This window comes from Variovorax sp. Soil_C_26 (genome assembly GCF_057657075.1).
Map to the genome: position 1 here is coordinate 183,076 of NZ_JBDGJC010000008.1, position 20,591 is coordinate 203,666.

The following is a 20,591-nucleotide window of genomic DNA, read 5'->3' on the forward strand; positions in this document are numbered from 1 at the left end:
ACTCGTGGATCAGGCGGTGGCCTCGGCATCGAAGCGCACCGTGAATTCGCCCGCGGCATCGACATCCAGATGAACGGTGCTGGCAGGCTCGCCGCTGCCCATGCGCTGCAGCATCTGCTGCGACATCAGCGGCAGCACCTTTCCGCGCAGGATGAAGTCGATGTTGCGGGCACCCGTCTCCACCTCGGTGCAGCGCGCCGCAATGCGCTCGACCACCGCGTCGGCAAAGGTGAAGCGCACCTTGTTGTTGTGCGCCAGCCGCAGGGCGATGCGCTCGAGCTTCAGGCGCACGATGCCGCCGAGCGCCTGGGCGTGGAGCGTCACATAGGGCACGATGGTCATGCGCGCGAGCAGTGCGGGCTTGAAGTGGCTCGACAGCAGCGGCCGGATCGCAGTGGCAAGAAGGGCCGGATCGACCGGATCGTCGCCCTGCGTCATCTCGGTGATCACATCGGTGGCGAGGTTGGAAGTGAGGAAGATGACGGTGTTGGCGAAGTCGATCTCCTTGCCCTCGCCATCCGACAGCATCCCCTTGTCGAAGACCTGGTAGAACAGGTTGAGCACGTCCAGGTGGGCCTTTTCGACCTCGTCGAGCAGCACCACCGAATACGGCCGCTGGCGCACCGCTTCGGTCAGGAGTCCGCCTTCGCCGTAGCCCACGTAGCCCGGCGGCGAGCCGATCAACCGGCTCACGTTGTGGCGCTCCTGGAACTCGCTCATGTTCACGACCACGGTCGACTTCTCGTCGCCGAACAGCAGGTCCGCGACAGCCAGCGCGGTCTCGGTCTTGCCGACCCCCGAAGGGCCGACCAGCAGGAAGACGCCCAGCGGCTGACGCGGATCGTTCAGGCCCGAACTCGCGGTCTTGACGATCTCGGCCACCTGGTCGAGCGCGGCGTCCTGTCCGCGGATGCGGCGCTTGAGCGCATCGGCCAGGCCCAGCGCGGTGCTCGCGCGGTCGCGCTGCATCTTGCCGACCGGCACGCCGGTCCAGTCGGACACCACCTTGGCCACCACCTCGGGATCGACATCGATACGCACCAGCGCGTCGCCGCCCTGGGCGCGGGCGAAGGCCTGCTCGGCCTGGACCAGCACGGCTTCGAGCGCCTGCAGCGCCGGCGCCTCGGGCAATTCTCCTTGCTCGCCCTGCTCGCGCCGCGCCGCGCCGAAGGCCGCGCGCGCGTCGCGCAGAACCTGGGCGGCGGCGCGCTGTGCCTGCCAGCGCGCCCGCAGTTCCTCGGCCTCGGCCGCGAGCGTGCGCATCTGCGCGTCGATGTCGGCAAAACGCCCGGCATCCACGGGCTGGCGATGATCGACGTCCTGCCGCAGGCCGCGCGCCTCGCGTTCGAGCGCCTGCATGCGCCGTTCGGTGTCCTCGAGCCGGTCGGGCTTGGCGTGCTGCAGCACCTTGACCCGTGCGCACGCGGTGTCGAGCAGGTCCACGGCCTTGTCGGGCAATTGGCGGCCCGTGATGTAGCGGCTGGAGAGTTCGGCCGCGGCCACCAGCGCGTCGTCGCGGATGGCAACCTGGTGCACCTCCTGGTAGCGCTCGCGCAGGCCGCGCAGGATCTGTATCGCGGTGGCGACATCGGGCTCGTCGAGCTTCACGAGCTGGAAGCGGCGCGCCAGCGCAGCGTCCTTCTCGAAGTACTTCTTGTACTCGGCCCAGGTGGTGGCGGCGATGGTACGCAGCTCGCCGCGCGCCAACGCGGGCTTCAGCAGGTTGGCCGCATCCGACGTACCGGCCTGCCCGCCTGCGCCGATGAGCGTGTGCGCCTCGTCGATGAAGAGAATGATCGGCGTGGCCGAGCCCTTGACCTCCTCGATGACGCCCTTCAGGCGATTCTCGAACTCGCCCTTCACGCTGGCGCCCGCCTGCAGCATGCCCATGTCCAGGCCCAGCAGCGTCACGTCCTTGAGCATCTCGGGCACGTCGCCCTCGACGATGCGCAGCGCCAGGCCCTCGACCACCGCGGTCTTGCCCACGCCTGGATCGCCGACGCAGATCGGGTTGTTCTTGCGCCGGCGCGCGAGGATGTCCACCATCTGGCGGATCTCGGCGTCGCGGCCGAAGACCGGATCGATCTTGCCGGCGCGCGCCTTGTCGGTGAAGTTCTCGCAGTATTTGGCGATCGCACCGGCCGGCGCGCCGCCTGCACCGCCTTCGACGCCTGCGCCCTCCCCCACGGCCGAGGGATGGCCCTCGATCGAGCCGGCGCAGACGCTGGGGAACTGCGCGAGCAGGGTCTCCTTGTGCAGCGGGCGCAGCAGCGGCCCCAGGGCGCCGCCGGCATAGAAACCCGCGCGCGCCACCAGCGCGGCGAGCACGGCGCCGGAGCGGATGAGCGTCTGCCCGAGGTCCACCGACCCCAGCAGCCAGGCATCCTGCAGCAGCTCCAGCAACAGCGGCGAGAACGCCGGCCGGCCGGCATTGCCGGTGCGCATCTCCTCCAGGACGCGGTCGACGCCGTGGCGCAGGACGCCGGCATCGATACCGTTCTGGCGCAGCAGCAGTGACAGGTCCGCCTGCGGCTCGTCAAGCAACCGGTGCAGCAGGTGTTCGAGCGTAATTTCGTAATGGCCGCGCGAGATGCACAGGCCGGCTGCGTTCTCGAGCGAGGACTTGCAATGGTCGTCGAGGCGGCCGACGAGCGGCTTGAGTTCAACCAGCAACATGGGGAGTGGTCCTTGTAGGGGAAGTGAGGGGCGCCGCAAGGCGGAAGCCGACGGCCGGCTGGTCGCCGTCCCGCGCACCGGGCAGCCAGGTGTCCAGGCCCAGGCGCGACCAGACCGGCGCACCGAGACGTGCCGTGCGTCCCTGGTCCTTGCGCAGCCTGAGTTCGACAGCCACCTGCAGCGGCCGCGTGAGATAGAAGCGCACCAGAAACTGCAGCCGCCGATGGCCCGCCGCACCCGGCAGCAGTTGCTGGAAAAGCGCCTCCGGCAGTTCGGCGAAGACCAGGCGCAGCAGGTTGTCGCAGTCCTCGACCTGCACGCCGAGCGGGCAGGTTTCACCCAGTGCATGGGCCTGCAGCCCAAGCCGCAGGCGCTGGTCGTCGGGTATCGGCACCCAGTTCGGCACGCAGGACTCAACCTCGACAGCGGCCGGCGCAAAGGCATCGGCCAGCAGCATGCGAAGCCCCAGCACAGAGCGCGTGCGCTGCGCGAACAGATTGAGATGGCGCAGCAGGCTCCCGGCCTCGGGCGCCAGGCTCTCGCGCTGCGCGGGCGAGCCCAGGCCGGCGAAGGCGTACAGGGTGTCGAGCGCTTCCGGGTCCTGATCCTCGACCACGCGCATCTGCAGCCGGTACTTGCGCCAGGCATCGAACAGCTGCGGATAGAGCGAGCCGTGCAGGATGTCGAGGAAGTCGCGCCGCGCGTGGCGGCCCTCGCGCTCGTCGTCGAGCAGGTCTTCGGTGTAGAAGGTCGGCAGCGGCGATGACACACCGTAGAGGCCGAAGAAGCTGGCCGTGACGCGGTAGGCGTCCTCGCTGCCGTCGGCTGCGGCACCCCGCATGCGCTCGATGCGCGCGATGTCGTTGTCCGGAAACCCCAGGCTGAGATGGGGCCGCACGCGGATGTTGCGCGCCCCGGCGCGGCGCAGAAGGCGGATCGCCTGGAAATAGCCGTAGTTCGAGGCCCGAGCGCGCAGATCGTCTTTCAGAGCAGGCATTGCCGTCCCAGTCTGGCCGGCCATTCGAAGGCCTCGCCCGTGTCGATGTCGCGCAGTTCGAGCCTGGTGTAGGCGTTGATGGTCGCGTAGTCGCCCAGGAAGCGCTCGATCACGCAACCGAAGACATAGAGGCCGCCCAGGCTCGCGAAGTGGCTGCTGCGGCAGCCCAGGCGCAGCCGCTGGCCGCTGAGCATGCGCCGTCCGATCAACCGCGTCTCCGGCTCGGCGAGAAGCGACTCGATGCCCGCGATGCGGTGCCGGTTGGCGATCTCGCGGCCATGGTCCTGTCGCTCGGAGAAGATGTACAGGCCCAGCATCATCTTGAGGTTGGCCGCATCGGCCAGCGACAGGAAGTTCAGCGAGATGTGCGAGATCATCCGCCACAGCAGGTGCTCGTCGGCCGGCGGATCGAGCTGCGGCGTGACCGGCCGGATGTTGCGAAAGGACAGCCGCTCGGGTGAGCTGCTGGTGGGCTGGCTGATGTCGCCGAGCTTCAGGCTCTCGGGCAGCTCGTGGTTCGTGCAGGTCAGCGAGATCGACAGCGTCTCGCTCGCCAGCGGCTGGTGGCGCGGGGTGGCGATCGACATGAACAGGTCCTGGCCGCGGCCCACGGCCGAAGCGCGGCGAGACAGCGAGTAGCTCGCCGGTGCCTGATCTGCCTGGTTCGCCTGGCCCGGCAGGCCGGCCATGCCGAAGGGCAGGTACACGCGCTCCTCGCCCGCACCCTGCACATAGCCGACGACGCGGTCGACCGAGAAGATCTGGTAGTGGCCCTTCTTCTCGTTCTCGGGCCGCACGCGGTACTCGCTCGTGCGGTGTTCATGCGGGATCGGTTCGCCGGGGTGTTCGAACAGGTTGAGCACCGGCACCACATTGAGCTGAAAGCTGTTGTCACGCAGCTCGGGCGCCCACTCCGGCAGGTCCGTGAGCGTGAGCCAGACGCTGAATTGCTGGCCGGCGCGTGCGTCACCCCAGCGCTCGAACCCGTCGAGCTCGATGAACAGCAGCTTCTCAGGCAGCGCGAAATATTCCTGGATGACGCGAAACCCCGAGAAGGCATGCTGCGGATAGGCCAGCATCTCGTGATCGAAGCCGGCGCATCGAAGCGCCTCGCGGCCGAGTGGGAAGCGTTCGCCGCCCTGTTGCGGGCTTCCGGCGGCGACTTCGACCTGCGCCACGCGGGTCATCAGCAGCATCAGCAGGTTGCTGGCCTGGGCAAAGCCCGCGCCCAGGAAGAGCCGGATCCGCCCGCGCCGCCATTGCGAGAGGTCGATGCCCTGCAGCGCGAAGTCCAGCCGCAGCGCGGGCGCCCGGCCCGCATCGTGCACAAGTTCGAAGCCGCGCAGCGCGAGTGGCTCCACCTGCAGTGCATGGCTGAGCCGAAAGCGGCAGCGCGTGCCATCCACCGGCAGCGAGGCGAGCTCGCTGCCCGCGGGCACCTGCACCGCCTCGGTGAGCGGGGCCTTGGGCTCGAACACCACGAGCGTCGCCGCCGGCACCGGCCGAAGGTAGTGCGGGAACAGCTGGTTGGCGAGCTCCTGGAGCAGCTCCGGAAATTCGTCGTCCAGTTTCTGCCTGGTGAGGCCGTTGAGGAAGGCCACGCCTTCGAGCAGCCGCTCCACGTCCGGATCGCCCGAGGGCTCGGCCAACATCGGCGCCAACGCCGGGTTGGCGCGTGCGAAGTCCACCGACAGCGTGCGCAATTGCTGCAGCTGGTCCTGGTAGTAGCGAAGAAATGTGGCTTTGCTCATCTCGTCTGGGAGCGCGGTTCGCGCGAGGCGGTCAACGCCTCAGTGCATGGTCGGGCACGCTGACCTTGCCGTTGCTGCCGACGATGGTCGATAGTTGCAAGGGGATCTCCTGGCCGTCCACATCGAGCCGCCCATCGACATCGAAGCGCAGCGACATCGGTTCGAGCGGATCGGCACGCAGCCTCACCTGGGGCGCACCCAGGCGGGGCTCGTAGCGCAGGATCACCTGCCGGATAGCGACTTCGATGTCGCGCACCGATCCGGCCGAGAGGCCGCCCGCGAGATTGGTGAAGTCCGGCACGCCGAAGTGCGGATCGAGCGGGACGCTGCCCTGGCGGGTGTTCAGGATGCAGCGCAGGTGCGCGATCACGGAGTCGATCAGCAGGCTCGCCCCGGCGGCAGCATGGCGCTCGGTTCCGCTTTCCCAGCGGGCCACGCGTTCGAGCAGGCGGAATTCACTCACGGCACGCGATCAGCCGCCGTCCGCTCAGGACTTCGGCGCGAGCCAGGAATCCTCGGCTTCGATGCCGTCGGGATTGAAGGTCCAGGTGATCTTCTCGTAGGTGAACGCCACGTCTTCCATGTGCCCCATCTGCTTGTTCTCGGGGTTCAGGCAGTTGGGCGTCCAGGAGCGGATGCTCGTGAGGATGGCGTTCTCGAGCTTGACCGTGTAGTACTTCTCTTCGGTGCCCTTGGGCGAGATCCGGTAGAACTCGAGCTCCACCGACTTCATCTGCTCGCCCGAGGTCAGGGCCTGGAACAGCTTGGGCGAGGACTTGTCGATTTCCTTGGTCAGCGTGGTCGGGCCGTGGACGCGCTTGCCGGTGGGCAGGCCGGTCTGCGGACTCTTGGGAATCTCGATCGTGTGCTCGACGGCCTGCACGAGGATTTTCCCGTCATGGCCCTTGACCTTGGTGGAGCCTTCGATCTTTCCCTGATTCTGACCTTCGAGGGTGAGGTAGCACGGCATCGGCATTTGAATACTTTCTTTGTTCGGCAATTCGTGCCGACGTTAAAACCCCGTCAATTCGAAGAATGCGTTCGCATCATTCGGATTTGAATCGCGGCCTGGGGCAGAGTTATTGGCTGCGTTGGTCTCAATTGTGTTGGGGAGCGGCTACCGCAGCATTTCCTTTTGGGCCGTCCAGGTTACCCATGCAACATGGACGGGCCGCTCCTGCAATAAAGGACTAATTCTTTTCGAGCTTGCCGACCAGCGACAGTGTGAAAGACGCGCCCATGTACTTGAAATGCGGCCGCACCTTCAGATCGACCCGGTACCAGCCCGGCTCGCCCTCGACGTCGAGCACGTTGATCTCCGCCTGGCGCAGGGGACGGCGGCTGCGCACGCCCGCGGCCGGGTTGTCCATGTCGGCCACGTACTGGCGGATCCAGAGGTTGAGCTCCTTCTCGAGGTCGGCGCGCTCCTTCCACATGCCGATGTTTTCGCGCTGAATCACCTTGATGTAGTGCGCCAGCCGGCTCACCACAAAGATGTAGGGCAGCTGGGTGCTGAGCTTGTAGTTGAGCTCGGCCTCCTTGCCCTCCTTGCTCTGGCCGAAGAACTTCGGCTTCTGCGTCGAGTTGGCCGAGAAGAACGCCGCGTTGTCGCTGTTCTTGCGCATCGTCAGCGCGATGAAGCCCTGCTCGGCCAGCTCGAACTCGCGCCGCTCGGAGATGAGGATGTCGGTCGGGATCTTGTTCTGGATCGCGCCCATCGACTCGTACGAGTAGATCGGCAGATCGGACACCGTGCCGCCGCCCTGCGGCCCGATCACGTTGGCGCACCAGCGGTAGTCGGCGAAGCTCTCGGTCAGTCTCGAGGCAAACGCAAAGGCCGCGTTGCCCCAGAGAAAGTCCTTGTTGCCGCCGGTCACGCTCTCCTGGTAGTTGAACTTCTTGCTCGGCACCGTGTCGGCCCCATAGGGCGTGCGCAGCAGGAAGTGCGGCAGGGTCAGGCCCACGTAGCGCGCGTCCTGGCTCTCGCGGAAGGCATTCCACTTGACGAACTGCGGGCCCTCGAACACCGACGACAGGTCCTTCAGGTTCGGCAGCTGCTCGAAGGTGTCGATGCCGAAGAACTGCGGCCCGGCCGCCGCGATGAAGGGCGTGTGCGCCATGGCAGCGGTGCTGGCGGCGTACTGCAGGAGCTTGATGTCCTGCGCCCCGGGGCCGAACTCGTAGTTGGCCACGATCGCGCCGAAGGGCTGTCCGCCGAACTGGCCGTATTCGGCCGTGTAGAGGTTCTTGTAGAGCCCCGACTTCGTGACGTCCGCGGCGTCCTCGAAGTCTTCCAGCAGCGCCTGCTTGCTGACGCTGAGGATCTGGATCTTCACGTTCTCGCGGAAGTTGGTGCGGTCGACCAGGAACTTCAGCGAGCGCCAGGCAGACTCCATGGCCTGGAATTCGGGATGGTGCAGGATCGCGTCGACCGCGCCGGAGAGCCTCTGGTCGAGCCCCGCGATCATGTCGTCGACGGTCGCCTGGGTCACACGCTCGACCGCGTTCTGCGGCTCGAGCAGGTGCGAGATGAACGCCTGCAGTCCCTGGCGGGTGATCGGATAGGCATCGTCGCCGGGTTTGACGCGCGCGGATGCGACCAGTTCGTCCAGCAGCGAGGCAGCGGCGGCGGCAGGCGCAGAGGCGTCCGGCTGGGCTTGTGTTTTTTCCATGGCGGGCCTTCCGTTACTTTTCTTCGATGCCGAGTTCGCCCAGCAGGCGCGCGCGCACCTGATCGTCCTGGACCAGCTCCTGCACGCGCTTGCGGAAATCGGGGATGTTGCCGAGCGGCCCCTTCAGCGCCTTGAGCGCGTCGCGCAACAGCAGCAGTTGCTGCAGCTCGGGCACCTTCCCGACGAGAGCATCGGGCGAGAAGTCGTCGATCGACTCGAAGCTCAGCTTGACCGGCAACTGCGCGCCCTCGGGGGCCTTCGGGTCGAGGTTGCTGTCGATGCCGATGCTGAGTTCGAGCTTCTGGGCCTTCAGCACGTCGTTGAAGTTCTCCTTGTCGACCGACACCGGCCTGGTGTCCTCGACGGCCTGATCGGTGGCGCGCCCCGTGAAGTCGCCCAGTACCAGCAACTTCAGCGGCAATTCGACTTCCGACTGCGCATCGCCGACGGCGGGGCGATAAACGATATTGACGCGCTCCTTGGGAGCGACTGATCCATCGGCTGCCATGGAAATCTCCTGAAATAGGTTGGGTGACCCAACGCAAAAAGCCAGAGGAAAAAACGCCCCATGCATTTCACACAAGACGCCATCGAAAGTATTCATTTCAGTGGCAGGCGACGTTGAATGCCGTGCGTTTCCGGAGCGACGAAGTTTCGGGTTAAAAAGTGTTTCCCCGTTAGTCGATGCATCTCAAACTTTTGTCAATTCGTCTCAACCGTTAATTGGCTGACCGAGTGCGGTTAAAGTCCGGCCGCAAAATGCAACCGTTACAGATGAAAGAACCGGGGTCCCCGAAATTGCGCCCGCCCGGTGTGTTGGCCGGCTGCGCCGCCTTGTCCTTTCTGCTCGGCCTGTCCTACTACCTCCCCGCCCATGCCGGCCTGGGGATGGCGGCCGACCCGTCGCTGTCGACGCTCGCCTGGCCGGCGCCCGCCATCGGCGTGGCGTTGCTGTGGCGCCGGCATGTCCGCGAGTGGCCGCTGTACCTGCTGCTGGCCTCCGGGGCGCTGGCGCTGGCCGGCGCGCGTGCGCCTTCGACATGGTCGGCGGTCAACGTCATGCTGGCCGCGCTGGCCCTGCTCGCAGTCGCGCTGGGCGCCTGGCTCGGACAGCGCTGGATCGCGAACGACGGGCACCTGGATTCCTCGCGCCGCCTTTTGCGCTTCACGCTGCTTCTGCCGGTGGGCTGGTCGATGCTGCATGCGGCGCTGGTCGCCACCCTGCTCTGGTGGGGCAGTGCGGCCGAATGGCTGGCGCCCTGGCGAGGTGTCTACGTTGCCAATGCGGTGGCCATGCTGACGCTGGTGCCCGCACTGCTTGCCTGTGGAACACCAGCGGCCAACACGGTCTTGCGCGAGCGCAGCAACTGGTCGCCGATCGCGGCCACCTTCGCCTGCCTGGCGCTGGCGCTGGTGCCCGGCATGCACGACGAAGTGGTGCGCACGGCCCTCTCCCTGCCGCTGTGCTGGGCCGCGGTGCGCAGCGGCATGGTGCTGGTGGCCCCCCTGAATGCGGTGATCGCCATCGGCATGGTCGGCCTCACGCTGGCCGGCTTCGGCCCCTACGAGGAATTCGGCTACGGCATGTGGACCCTGCAGGTCGACCTCATCGGCATTGCTGTTTTGTCGCTGCTGCTCGCGGTCTCGATCGGCGAACGCCAGCGCATGGCGGCCCGGCTCGACCAGGCACGTCGCTTCGAATCGCTCGGCTTTCTGGCCGGTGGCGTGGCCCACGACTTCAACAATGTGCTGGGCACGATCCGCGCGTGTGCCGAAATCGCCGGCGAGCGCATTCCGCCCGACAGTCCGGCCCAGGCCGAACTGGCGCAACTGGGCCGCGCCACCGACCGTGGCATCGACATGACCCAGCAGATCCTGCTCGCCGCGCGCCAGGGCGATCCGAAGCGCGAGCGTGTCGACCTCGGCGCACTGGTCGACGAGGCGATCGAGATGGCACGCCCGCTGTGCCCCGCGCACATCCGCATCACGCGCGCACCCATGGCCGAACGCGCCCCGACGTTGTCCGCACCCCTGGTGCTGGCCCATCGCGGGCAGTTGTTGCGGGCGGTCCAGAACCTGTTGCGCAACGCGGTGCAGGCAGCGCGGCAGCAGGTCACGCTCACGGTCGGCGCGCACAGCGCCGCGGCCCGGTGCGACGTCCGCTTCGACATCGTGCTGGGCGACCAACGCGCCGGGAACAGTGGCGCGCACGGCTGGGTGGAGGTCGTGGACGACGGCCACGGCATCGCCGCAGATCACTGGCCGCACCTGTTCGATCCGTTCTATTCCACACGCCAGGCGCAGGGGGGCTCGGGCCTCGGGCTGGCGATCGTGGCGGGCGTGGCGAGCGGGCACGGAGGCTTCGTCGGCATGGCCACGGCGCCAGGGCACGGCAGCCTGTTTCGGCTCGAAGTGCCGTTGTTCGACACCGCCGGCGCCGAGCCCCCACTGGAAAGACCATGCGCATGAAGATCGAAGCCACGAACCCGCAACCACGCGGGCCCGTCCTGATCGTCGACGACGACGGTTCGCTGGCCACGCTCCTCGGCAGCTACCTGGCGGGCCATGGCATCGAGAGCCACGTGACCCGCAACGTCAAGGAATCGCTCGAGGCCGTCGAGCAGCGCGACTACACCATGGTGCTGCTCGACCTCGGACTGCCCGACGGCGACGGCGTGGACCTGACGCGTCATTGGCGCCAGGAACACCGGTTCCCGATCATCTGCATGAGCGGGCGCGAGGACGAAGCCGACCGGGTCATGGGGCTGGAACTCGGTGCAGACGACTATGTGGTCAAGCCGTTCTCCTTGCGGGAGATGCTGGCGCGCATGCGCGCGGTCTGGCGTCGCACCGATGCAATCCGCAGTCCGGTGACGCGCGGCAAGCATCCGCGGGCCTACCGGTTCGACGGCTGGGAGCTGAATCTCAACACGCGCCGCTTGCGGTCCGGCGAGGGCCGCGAGGTGGCGCTGTCGCCGAGCCAGTTCAACCTGATGGTGATGTTCCTGGGCGCGCCCGGAACGATCGTCACGCGCGAGCAGCTGATCGAAAGAACGCGCGCCTTCGACGACGTGTTCGATCGCTCGATCGACGTTCAGATACTGCGCCTGCGCCGAAAGATCGAAGCCGATCCGAAGCGTCCCGCGCTGCTTCGCACCGAGCGCGGCGCGGGCTACTACTTCGACGCGCTCTGCGTCGAGGCCATCTGGGACTGAGCGCGCTGCGCCACAAGACGACGAGGAACGACCAAAGTGGACATTGCCCTGCTGGACGGCATCGGAAGCCGGCCCGTCACCGCCATGCAGCCCGCGGGCAGCAATGTGCGGGAGGATCCGCGCTTCGACGCGCTGCAGCTGGAGATCGGCAAGCTCTCGAACCCCGGCGCGGACGGCCAGACCGACTGGCCGCGCGTGGCACGGCTTGCTGCGCCGCTTCTGGCCGATGGCGGCAAGGACCTGCTGGTGGCGTGCTACCTTAATGCCGCACTGCTGCAGACGGACGGCCTGACCGGCCTGCGCGCTGGCCTGCAGGTGCTGGCCGACCTGCACGAGCATTTTTGGGAGGCCATGTCGCCACCCGTGACGCGACTGCGCGCGCGCCGCAACGCGCTCCAGTGGCTGCTTGATCGGATCGAGCTGAGTGCCCGGGAGCGGCCATGGAGCGAACTCGCACCGCAGGCCTCCGGGCTGGTCACCGGCCTCCTGGCCGCCGGCCGGCGCATCGATGACCTGCTGCGCGCCAAGGACGAAGAGGCGCCCTCGATGCGGGCGTTGCTGGCGTTGATCGATCAGGTGCCCGTCGCCGAGAACGCAGCGCCGGCGGTCGCCGCGCCAGCAGTTGAGATGGCCGGCACCTCCCCTTCCCCCGTCTCAGCGCCCGCTGCGCTCGCAGCGCCGCCCAGCCTGCCCACGCTCACCGCCCTGGCCCCACCGGCGCCCGGTGAGGATCTCGCCCAGGCGCTGGCACCCGCCCTCGCGCATCTGAACCACGTGGTCGACGTCATGATGGCAGCGGACCCAGGCGATGCCCGCGCCTATCGCATCAGCCGCTTCGCCAACTGGGGCAGCATCGACGCGCTGCCACCCGCCACGGGCAGCATGACCCAGATCGGTGCGCCGATCTCGCAGGTCGCGGACGCGATGCGGCGCATGCAGGACGCAGCGGCCGAGCCGCTCGACGCCATCGGCTTTGCCGAGTCCCAGTTTCCGGCCTATCCTTTCTGGCTCGATCTGCAGGCGCTCAGTGCCGCGGCGCTGGCGCAGATCGGCGATGCCGGCGCTGCCGCGCGTGCGGAGGTCGAGCGCAGCACCTTCGCACTGCTGCAGCGGCTGCCGGGGCTGGACAGCCTGTGCTTCGGCAACGGCATGCCCTTCGCGAGCGCGCGCACGCTGGAATGGATTGGCAGCTTGGGCGGGCCCGCGGCGTTGGCCAGCGGCGCCGCAGCGGGCATGACAGGCGACGGCCTTGGCAGCGTGGTGGCGCAGGCCCATGGGCTCGCGGCGAGCGGCGAACTCGAGGCAGCCGTGTCGCTGCTGCGGCAGGCCATCGCCCGCGCTGCGGACGCACCCGCGCAGCTGCGCGCGCAGATCCGGCTGTGCCAGTTGCTCAGCGTGCACCGGGAGGGTCGCGTGCCGCTACCCTTTGCGCGGCTCCTGGTCGAGAGGATCGAGCACCACGACCTGGACCGGTGGGACCCCGAATTGGCGATCGAGGCATGGGTGGCGGTCTACCCCGTCCTGAGCCAGGACGATGCCGATCCGCTTGAGCGGCATGCCGCACTCACGGCCATCGCCCGGCTGGACCCGGCGCGCGCGATCGCGCTGACCTGACCCGCTCAGGGCGTGCGGGTGAACGTGCCGCGGTCCAGGTCCTCCGCGTAGTAGTCCATCGTCAGGCCCGTGGAGATGCCGGAGGCGCCGGGCTCGAAGTCCACCCTGCCGAGGGATCCTGCGGGAGCGTTCTCGCCCGACAGGTCGAACACATAGGTGTTGCCGCTCCAGTGACGCAGCGGGAAGCGCCGCTCGCCCGTCGGCCCCATCCTCAACACCAGCCCGCTGCCGTCGAATTCCACGATGGCGCTGCCGTAGTAACGGCTGGCATAGGTGCCGGTGTAGGCATTGCTGCCGAGCGCGGGCACCGGTTGTGCGGGCGACTGCTGGCCGGCCAGCGAGCCCTCGGGCGCGTAGAACGGTTCGAAGCGCTCTCCATAGGCGGCGATCCAATCTTCCGAGGTCGTGCCACGTTCGACCAGTTCTTCGAACGTCTGGTTCAGCGCTTCGGCCGCGCCCACCGGTGCGGCGTTGATCAGCGTGACGATCGCGAGGTCGGCCGCCGGAATCACGGTGAAGGCAGTGCCCGCGCCGAGCATGAAGGCGCCCGAATGGGACAGCTTCAGGCGCCCACCCGTCGACGTGCCGACATTGAATCCATAGCCGTAGTGATTCGCACGCTCGGACGGGTCCGCGGGCGGGGGCCCGTTCACGATCTGTCCGGTGATCGCGGGCTTCAGCGCCGCGGGGGTGTACACCGTGCGCCCCTTGTAGCGGCCGTCGCGAAGAAGAAGGGTCATCCACTTCGCGATGTCGTTGACGCTCGAACTCACACCGCCTGCAGGCGATTGCGCATCGGGCTGGCGCTGGTAGACGGCCTGGTAGCTGCCGTCCTGCATCACGTGCGGCGTCGCGCGGTTGGCGCGCTGCATGAAGTCGACGAAGCGGGAACTGGTGGCATTCATCCCCACCGGCGCATAGAGCACGCGCTCGGACAGCGTCGCCCAATCGGTGCCATAGGCGTTGGCCGCCGCCTCCGCGCCCGCGGTGAGGCCGAAGTTGGCATAGGCGTAGCTGGTCCGGAAGGCCCGCAGCGGCACGTAGCGCAGGCGTTGCAGGATCTGCTCGCGGTCATAGCCCAGGTCCTCGAGCTGGTCGCCGGCAGCAGGCGGCAGGCCGGAGCGGTGCGCGAAGAAGTCGCCGATCGTGACCTGTTGCGTGACCGCCGCGTCCGACAGGCTGAAGCCCGGCAAATGGCTCGCTGCAGGCATGTCCCAGGAGACGCCATGGCCTCCCACGAGCCCGGCGACGACCGTCGCGGCGATCGGCTTGGACATCGATGCAAGCTGGAACACCGTGTCGGAATCGATCCGTTCCGGCGAACCGACCCGGCGCACGCCGAAGCCCTTGGCGTAGACGACCTGTCCGTCCTTCACCACGGCGATGGCCATACCGGGCACCTTCGTGCGTCGCATCACTTCGGCCGCCACGCCGTCGAGCTTGGCCACGGCGGCATCGATCTGCGCCGAGGCAACGGGTGTGATGTTGAACGGCGCAGGCGACGGCGTGCCCGGCGACGAGGGCGGCACGTGGAACGCTGCGCCACCACCACCACCACCGCCGCCGCAGCCGGCCAATGCGGCACCTGCCGCGAGGAAGAGCGCATGGACGAAGCGGCGCAGGAGAACGGGTTTGCAGATCATTGGAATCCGGAAGTTGAAGGAGCCCCGACGAGGGCGGCCGATGGTGCGCAAGGGGCATCGGGATGGCAAGGCTGCAGGCGCGGCCGAGTGATGCAAGCTGAGCGCGGTGCGCGTTGGTCAAACCGCATGTCGGCTAGACCAGCGTGACCCTGCCCGACGCAATGTCGTACATGGCGCCGACGATCTTGATACGCCCGTTCGCCTCCAGGCCGGCCAGCACTGCGCTGCGTCCTCGGATGAGCGGCAGCGCCTGCTGCACGTGGGTCTTGGTCACGGCGTCGACGAAGGCGTCGTTCTTCGAAGTGCGCGGGCCTGCGAACACCGTGGCGTCGATGGCCGACTTGAAGCGAGCCAGCAGCAGCGTGAGGTTTCCGAGCACGACGTTGTCGATCGCCCCCTTGGTGGCGCCGCAGCCGGTGTGGCCCATGACCATCACCACCTTGGCCCCTGCCGCGGCGCAGGCGAATTCCATCGACCCCAGGATGTCGTCGTTCACCGCGTTGCCGGCGACGCGCGCGTTGAAGGTGTCGCCAATGCCAAGGTCGCAGACCACCTCGACGGGCGCGCGCGAGTCGATGCACGACAACACCATGGCCGCCGGGAACTGGCCGGCGGCGCTGGAACGCATCTCCGCCAGGAAGTTGCGCTCCTTGTGCACGCCCGACAGGAAGCGCGCGTTGCCGTCCATGATCTTCCCGATCACCTGGTCGGGCGTCATCGCGTTGCGCTGCGCCTCGCTGAGCGAAGCCGCCTCGGTGGACGACGATGCGGTGCCGACGCCCACGCCGACCAGGGCCGCCGCGAAGGAGGTGCCCAGGAAATGACGGCGGTGCGGCTCGCAACAGGCTGGGCGCAGGCTCTTCATGAATGATCTCGAGGGTTGTGACCGCGGCAAGTCTCTCTGCAAACGCCCTCGAGGCGTTAGCTCGTCCGTCTCACGCTTTGGTCGATGCGTCTCACAGGGCCAGCGCGCGGCTTGCGCGCGCTGTTTCGTTCGTCAGGCCGCGCTCAGGGCAGGTAGTCGACCGGCACGGGGAAGCTCAGGAAGTTCTTCGTGAGCTGCTCGTCCCTGATCTGGTTCGGATTGGCCCCGTTGCACCATTGCGCCGACTTTGGATGCACCCCACCGTCGCTTCGGGTCACGCTGCAGGACAGTCCGGCCTTGATCCCGGCCTTGTTGCTGGGACATTGTCCCGGCTCGGCACCCGCTGCGCACGCCGCGAACTGCTCGGTGACATGGAACGTGTACAGGTTGTCCTTCAGGTCGGTGAAGCGCACCTTGACCGGATAGCTCGGCACGCTGCCCACCCGGAAACCCGCGATCAGGCTGTTGGTCGGCATGGTGACGTCCTGCTTGATCGCGCTGCAGCCCGGATCGCTCGCCTCCTGATTCAATGAGCACACGCCATACTTCTTGATCAGCGGGGTGCCCTGGCTCAGCGTGGACGGCGCGCCGATCGCGAGCGAGAAGCCATCCGTGAAGCTGAACTGCTTGGTATTCTCCAGCCCGTTGGCGCCGCCGACCACGAAGACCAGGCCATCGCCCAGCTCGCTCATGAAGCCCACGGCGTCGTCGACCGAGAACCCGTAGGCATTCATCTGCAGATCTTCATGGATCAGCGCGACGTATGGGTTGAAGTTCAGCTTGGGGTTGTTCTTGACCGCAGGCTGCCGGTAGCCGTATTGCAGGTCGTGGATGTACATGGGTTGGATCGTTGCATGCGTCCAGCCGGGGATCTTGGTCCCCGCCAGCTTGTTGTCGCCCGCGCCACACCCCTCGTTGAACGGCACCCAGCCGTAGATGTGCTTGAGGGCCTCCATGTAGGTGAAGACCGGCTTCTCGGGCTCCTCGCCCTTGCAGGATCCGCCCTCGTAGAGCGCCAGGTAGTCCGCGTGGTTCTGCGCGAAGAACTGCCTGACCGTCTCCATCTTCGTCGCCATGTCGGCCGGGCAGGCGATCGTCTCGGTGACGTAGGGGCTGAGGTCCTCGGCGCCCCAGTTGGCGCACGAGCCCCACAGGTTCTGCATGCGCTGGACCGCTTCGCCGAAGTGCAGATTCTTCTTCTCGTCTTCGGTGCATTGGCCCCCGATGCACTTCTGCACCGTCAGGACCGGCGGGCTGTCCGCCGGCTTGACCGGCACGTCGTCGTTGGGGGGCAGCACACCCGTTCGTTGCGCGAAGACGTTGTAGCCGCCCGGCAGCTTCAGCGAATGGAGGTTGTAGACCGGCCATCCGCTGCCTGCATCGGTCGCCATGAACGAGGCCAGCGCATCGGCGAACTTGCCCAGAGATTGCACGGACCCGCTGTACCCGATGTAGGGGTTGTTCTTGGGGCCGATGCCGACCGGCAGATAGACGTGGTCGACGTAGGAGATGTTGTAGCCGACGTTGTCGGGCTTCAGCAGCGGCTTTTGCCCATCCGGAATGATGGCATCGCCGAAGGTGTATTCCGACAGCTGCGCATGGATGTTCTCGGGGAACTGGACCTTGCTTGAATAGACGGTCAATGCGCAGCTCGTGTTCTGGCCCTGGCACGACACGGCGCCTGGGGTTTGCAGCTTCACGTCCTCCTGCTCGCGCAGCCTGTCGTTCCTGTCCGCCAGGACGACACGGCCGCCGTTCCACCAGGTGATGTACTTCTCGGCCGACAGCGCCGTGTACAGCGGGAGGGTGACGGTGACCGACGAGTTGGCCGGAATCCCCGTTCCCTCGTTGACGTACAGCTTGTAGACACTCTCGGTCGGGTACAGCTTGTCGTCGACGCGCAAGCATCCTCGAATCCATTCGTTCTTCGAGTTTTCGCTCGTCGAGAGCACGGGATAGATCACCCGGTCGGAGTTGTTGTGCACCGTGATCGACTTCGGCTTGACCGTGACGGGATTGCCTTCGAAGTCCTTGCAGGTGACATCTGCAGACGGAGTGCCGCCACCGCCGCCCCCACCGCTGCCGGAGTCCGGGGGCGGCACTACTGGCAGGAATGCCACCGGGAAGGAGGAACCCCCTCCGCTGCCGCCGCCGCACGCGGAAAGTACCACCGCGACAACCAGTGTACCGGCGCGAAGCAGGGCGCCGGCCATTCCATGCTTTGCCGACTTGCTTACCAATATGTTCATCGTTTTCTCCAGGAACCCAACGTCAGCGACGGGGTGAATTTCAATTCTGTGGGAGCAGCCAGGGCGCCGAGCTCGAATGTTTCGAATGAAATAAATTGCATTTGAAACAGCGCTACCTCGCCGGCCCTTGCGCAGCGCGCACGTCGCGCGGTGTCGCGTTGAAGCGCTGGCGAAACAGCTTGCTGAAGACGGCCGGATCCGAGAATCCGCAGGCATGGCTGATCGCGCCGATGCTCAGCCGCTCGCCCTCGCCCTGCGCCAGATGGGCCATGCTTTTCTGCAGACGCCGCTCGCGCAACGTGCCGCGCACGCTGGTCTCCTGCGTCTCGAACAGCCGATAGAGCTGCGCGCGCGACATGCTGGTGCCGCGCGCAATGTCTGCCACGCTCAGCTCAATGCGGTGCATGTTGTGCTCGATGTAGCGATGCACCGCCTGCAGTTTGGCGGCGTCAGGGCTTTCGTGACCGGCCGCCGGGGACGCGGACGCCACCGCCTTGAGCAGCGCCTCGGCGACCTGGACGATGCCGCCGACAACCTCGCCGAGTTCCGCGGCTGTCAATGTGGCGGCGTGGACGGCGAAGGTCTGGAGCTGTGCCGCGAGGAAGGGCGCGAGCCCAAGGTGCTCGAGACGCTGCGCAGCGCCCGGTCCGCTGGGGGCCACATGCTCGGGGATCTGACTGTGCCGGGGGGCGTTCAGCCGGATGTAGCTGAAGCGCGCGTGACCCCACCGCCCGCGGAGTGGCTGCATCCCCCGCCAGAGCAAAACGGTGCCAGGACCGTATTCGGTGCGGCCCGTGCCCGCCTCTTCGAGCGCAAGCTCGCCTTTCTCGATCACCCAGATGCTGATGCCGGGCACGATCGGGACGCAGTTCTCTGCAGGCAGCGCGCGCATCTCGGAAGGCGGCACTTCGCTGTGGCCTACCCAGCCATGGCGGCCCTCGCAGAAGAAGCCTTCGGCGCGAAAAGGAGGATCTGCAACGATCTCCAGGTTCATAGGCGCGGCGAGCCGAGTGGCGTGTCCGCACTGCGCCACGACAGGCGCGACGCCTCCCGGCATGAGCGGAATCGTCCATCCGGTCGGCACAAGTGCTCGAAAGCCGTTGCACGCCTCTTCGGGCAGGAGGCGTGCGGCGAAACGCGTCGCTGCCGCGCCCATTCCTGCCACGGTTGCGGGCTGGCCATGTTGCGCGCCTGCGAGCCCGCTCATGCGAGGCCCCTGATTTCACGGCGGGTCGAACGAGGCGTAGAGCATTGATGTGCCATGCGCGGCACCCAGCCTGGCTCAAGCCCCAGAAGCGAGGCGGTCATCGCGCGACGAGTGAATGTCGCGGCGCTCACGGCGAAGGGCCGCGTACAGCGCGCAGCAAGGTCAAAGGCATTGAGGTTCGGCAGCGTGAAATAGTTCACGCGGACGATAGAAGCGCCTCTGGCAGGCGACAAGCACCGAACACGACAGCGTCACTATCCAAGTGCGCCACGGCCGCACCACCGGCCAGCTCGCGCGGCTGCCTGGCCGGCTTCAGCGGGCCTGTCTGAAATCCGCCGGCGTCTTGCCGGTCCAGCGCTTGAAGGAGCGGTAGAAGGAGTTGGGCTCCGAGAACCCGAGCAGGTAGGCGATCTCGGTCAGGGTGGCGCGACCGGCCGACAGGTAGCGCTGCGCCATTTCCAGACGGACCTCATCCAGCAGGGTGGAAAAGCGCACACCCTCGTCCGCCAGGCGGCGCTGCAGCGTGCGCGCGCTCAGGAAGAGCGCGCGCGACACGCTTTCGATGTCAGGAACGTCGCCGTGCAACTGCTGCTCCAGGATCTCGCGCACCGCCGCCGCCGTGCCGCTGCACGTGGTCTCATAGGTCTGCAGGTCGCGCTCGGCCGCATCCTCGAACATGGAGGCCACGCGCCGGTTGGCACTGACCAGCGGCAGGTCAAGATCGGCGCGGCGGAAGACGATCGTATCGTGCGCCTGGTCGAACAGCGCCGGGCAGCCGAAGGCATCGGCGTACATCGTGTGATAGGAGGGCCGCTCCTTGAGGGTCACGCGCACCGGCACGATCTCGCGCTCGGTGAAGGTGCGCCCGAAGACGAGCAGCGTACCCATCTGGATGTCCAACTGGGCCCGTCTGTAGGGTCGCGGCGGTCCGTCGAAGCGGATCCGGAGCTCGCACTCCTCGGCACCGGGATGCATGTCGATGTGGCAGGCCGACACCAGCGCGTTGTAGCGCGCGATCCGGGCCAGTGCCGCGCCGAAGTTCGCGCTCAGCATGCCGGCGAATCCCACCACACCGAACAGTTCCGAGCGCATCGGCTGGAGACCGACCGCGAGGCCCGCAGCGGGGTTGGCCGCTTTCTCGTGCATGACGACGAACACACGGTCGGCCTGCTCGCCGGACAGCGGTTTCCGGAGTTCGTCGGGTTGGAGGCCGGCAAGCACTGCCACCTCGTCCAGATCCATTCCGGCTTTCTGCAAGCCGTCGAGCACGTTGAAGGGGAGGCGGGCCAGGGTCATGGAAATGGGTGGAGGGGCCCGCTTTCGGCGGACCCTGTTGGTGCGGGGTCAGGCCTCGCGGCGAGCCGGCAGCGGTCTGACCGGATTCTCGGCCAGGGAATGTTACAGATCAAGACCGAGCGGTAGTTCAGGCGCGGATCGTTCCCATGCGAGCCGACGCGCGATACGAAAGTTCTAGATCCGCCGCGGAACGATCGCTGGTGAGGTGACGGCCACGCTGCGAGTGCACATGAAGGGGTCTGCGCGGGGAGATCATCCGTGTCCGAGCGGCACGAGCGGCGCGGCGAATTTTCCGGCCTCGCGAAGCGTCGGATGCATGCGCCAGCCGGGAGGCAGCCGTGCCGAGGCCGAAGCGCACGTCTGGCGGCGCCGCCTTGAAATTGCCTGTCATGCAACGCGTGCGCGC

15 protein-coding genes are annotated in these 20,591 nt (G+C 67.1%); 3 read left to right on the forward strand and 12 right to left on the reverse strand.

Annotated elements, in window-relative coordinates:
• Positions 1 to 9: 9 nt before the first annotated feature.
• The 7 genes from tssH to tssB form a co-directional block, all read right to left on the reverse strand.
• Entirely contained in the window at positions 10 to 2,676 is a 2,667-nt protein-coding gene (gene tssH / locus AC3A6G_RS22065) for a type VI secretion system ATPase TssH (protein ID WP_487864989.1), read from the reverse strand.
• Complete coding sequence (gene tssG / locus AC3A6G_RS22070) at positions 2,663 to 3,673, reverse strand: type VI secretion system baseplate subunit TssG (RefSeq protein WP_487874551.1); 1,011 nt, start codon at positions 3,671 to 3,673, stop codon at positions 2,663 to 2,665. Before tssG ends, tssH begins: the two co-directional genes overlap by 14 nt.
• Positions 3,661 to 5,424 carry a type VI secretion system baseplate subunit TssF gene (gene tssF, locus AC3A6G_RS22075; protein WP_487874552.1) on the reverse strand — a complete coding sequence of 588 codons (1,764 nt, stop codon included), beginning with the start codon at positions 5,422 to 5,424 and terminating at the stop codon, positions 3,661 to 3,663. The genes tssG and tssF overlap by 13 nt, the downstream gene beginning before the upstream one ends.
• A 31-nt stretch (positions 5,425 to 5,455) precedes the next feature.
• Positions 5,456 to 5,887 (reverse strand): type VI secretion system baseplate subunit TssE, encoded by a 432-nt coding sequence (tssE, locus tag AC3A6G_RS22080; RefSeq protein WP_487861950.1) that lies wholly within the window; start codon positions 5,885 to 5,887, stop codon positions 5,456 to 5,458.
• A gap of 24 nt (positions 5,888 to 5,911) precedes the next feature.
• A complete protein-coding gene (locus AC3A6G_RS22085) occupies positions 5,912 to 6,400 on the reverse strand; it encodes an Hcp family type VI secretion system effector (RefSeq protein ID WP_042579186.1) in 489 nt (162 codons plus the stop codon).
• Between the two features lie 214 nt (positions 6,401 to 6,614).
• Positions 6,615 to 8,096, reverse strand: coding sequence for a type VI secretion system contractile sheath large subunit (tssC, locus tag AC3A6G_RS22090; RefSeq protein ID WP_487861949.1), 1,482 nt, complete (start codon positions 8,094 to 8,096; stop codon positions 6,615 to 6,617).
• Between the two features lie 13 nt (positions 8,097 to 8,109).
• A complete protein-coding gene (tssB, locus tag AC3A6G_RS22095; RefSeq protein WP_487874553.1) occupies positions 8,110 to 8,604 on the reverse strand; it encodes a type VI secretion system contractile sheath small subunit in 495 nt (164 codons plus the stop codon).
• Between the two features lie 326 nt (positions 8,605 to 8,930).
• Between tssB and AC3A6G_RS22100 the strand changes: the two genes are divergently transcribed.
• The 3 genes from AC3A6G_RS22100 to tssA are packed head-to-tail and all read left to right on the forward strand — an operon-like array spanning position 8,931 to position 12,925.
• Positions 8,931 to 10,565: an ATP-binding protein gene (locus AC3A6G_RS22100; protein ID WP_487874554.1), complete on the forward strand. Its 1,635-nt coding sequence runs from the start codon at positions 8,931 to 8,933 to the stop codon at positions 10,563 to 10,565.
• Positions 10,562 to 11,311, forward strand: coding sequence for a response regulator (locus tag AC3A6G_RS22105; RefSeq protein WP_487861946.1), 750 nt, complete (start codon positions 10,562 to 10,564; stop codon positions 11,309 to 11,311). The genes AC3A6G_RS22100 and AC3A6G_RS22105 overlap by 4 nt, the downstream gene beginning before the upstream one ends.
• 36 nt (positions 11,312 to 11,347) lie before the next feature.
• Positions 11,348 to 12,925, forward strand: coding sequence for a type VI secretion system protein TssA (tssA, locus tag AC3A6G_RS22110; protein ID WP_487874555.1), 1,578 nt, complete (start codon positions 11,348 to 11,350; stop codon positions 12,923 to 12,925).
• A 5-nt stretch (positions 12,926 to 12,930) separates the two neighbouring features.
• Here tssA and AC3A6G_RS22115 read toward each other — a convergent pair whose 3' ends face one another.
• The 5 genes from AC3A6G_RS22115 to AC3A6G_RS22135 all read right to left on the reverse strand — a co-directional run bounded on the left by AC3A6G_RS22115 (position 12,931) and on the right by AC3A6G_RS22135 (position 20,185).
• Complete coding sequence (locus AC3A6G_RS22115; protein ID WP_487874556.1) at positions 12,931 to 14,568, reverse strand: serine hydrolase; 1,638 nt, start codon at positions 14,566 to 14,568, stop codon at positions 12,931 to 12,933.
• Between the two features lie 133 nt (positions 14,569 to 14,701).
• The gene (locus AC3A6G_RS22120; RefSeq protein WP_487861943.1) at positions 14,702 to 15,433 is read right to left on the reverse strand and encodes a carbonic anhydrase family protein; all 732 of its coding nucleotides are present in this window, start codon (positions 15,431 to 15,433) and stop codon (positions 14,702 to 14,704) included.
• A 143-nt stretch (positions 15,434 to 15,576) separates the two neighbouring features.
• A complete protein-coding gene (locus AC3A6G_RS22125; RefSeq protein ID WP_487874557.1) occupies positions 15,577 to 17,682 on the reverse strand; it encodes a hypothetical protein in 2,106 nt (701 codons plus the stop codon).
• A gap of 112 nt (positions 17,683 to 17,794) precedes the next feature.
• Positions 17,795 to 18,889 carry a helix-turn-helix transcriptional regulator gene (locus AC3A6G_RS22130; RefSeq protein WP_487874558.1) on the reverse strand — a complete coding sequence of 365 codons (1,095 nt, stop codon included), beginning with the start codon at positions 18,887 to 18,889 and terminating at the stop codon, positions 17,795 to 17,797.
• A 312-nt stretch (positions 18,890 to 19,201) separates the two neighbouring features.
• Complete coding sequence (locus AC3A6G_RS22135; protein ID WP_487861940.1) at positions 19,202 to 20,185, reverse strand: AraC family transcriptional regulator; 984 nt, start codon at positions 20,183 to 20,185, stop codon at positions 19,202 to 19,204.
• Positions 20,186 to 20,591 lie beyond the last annotated feature (406 nt).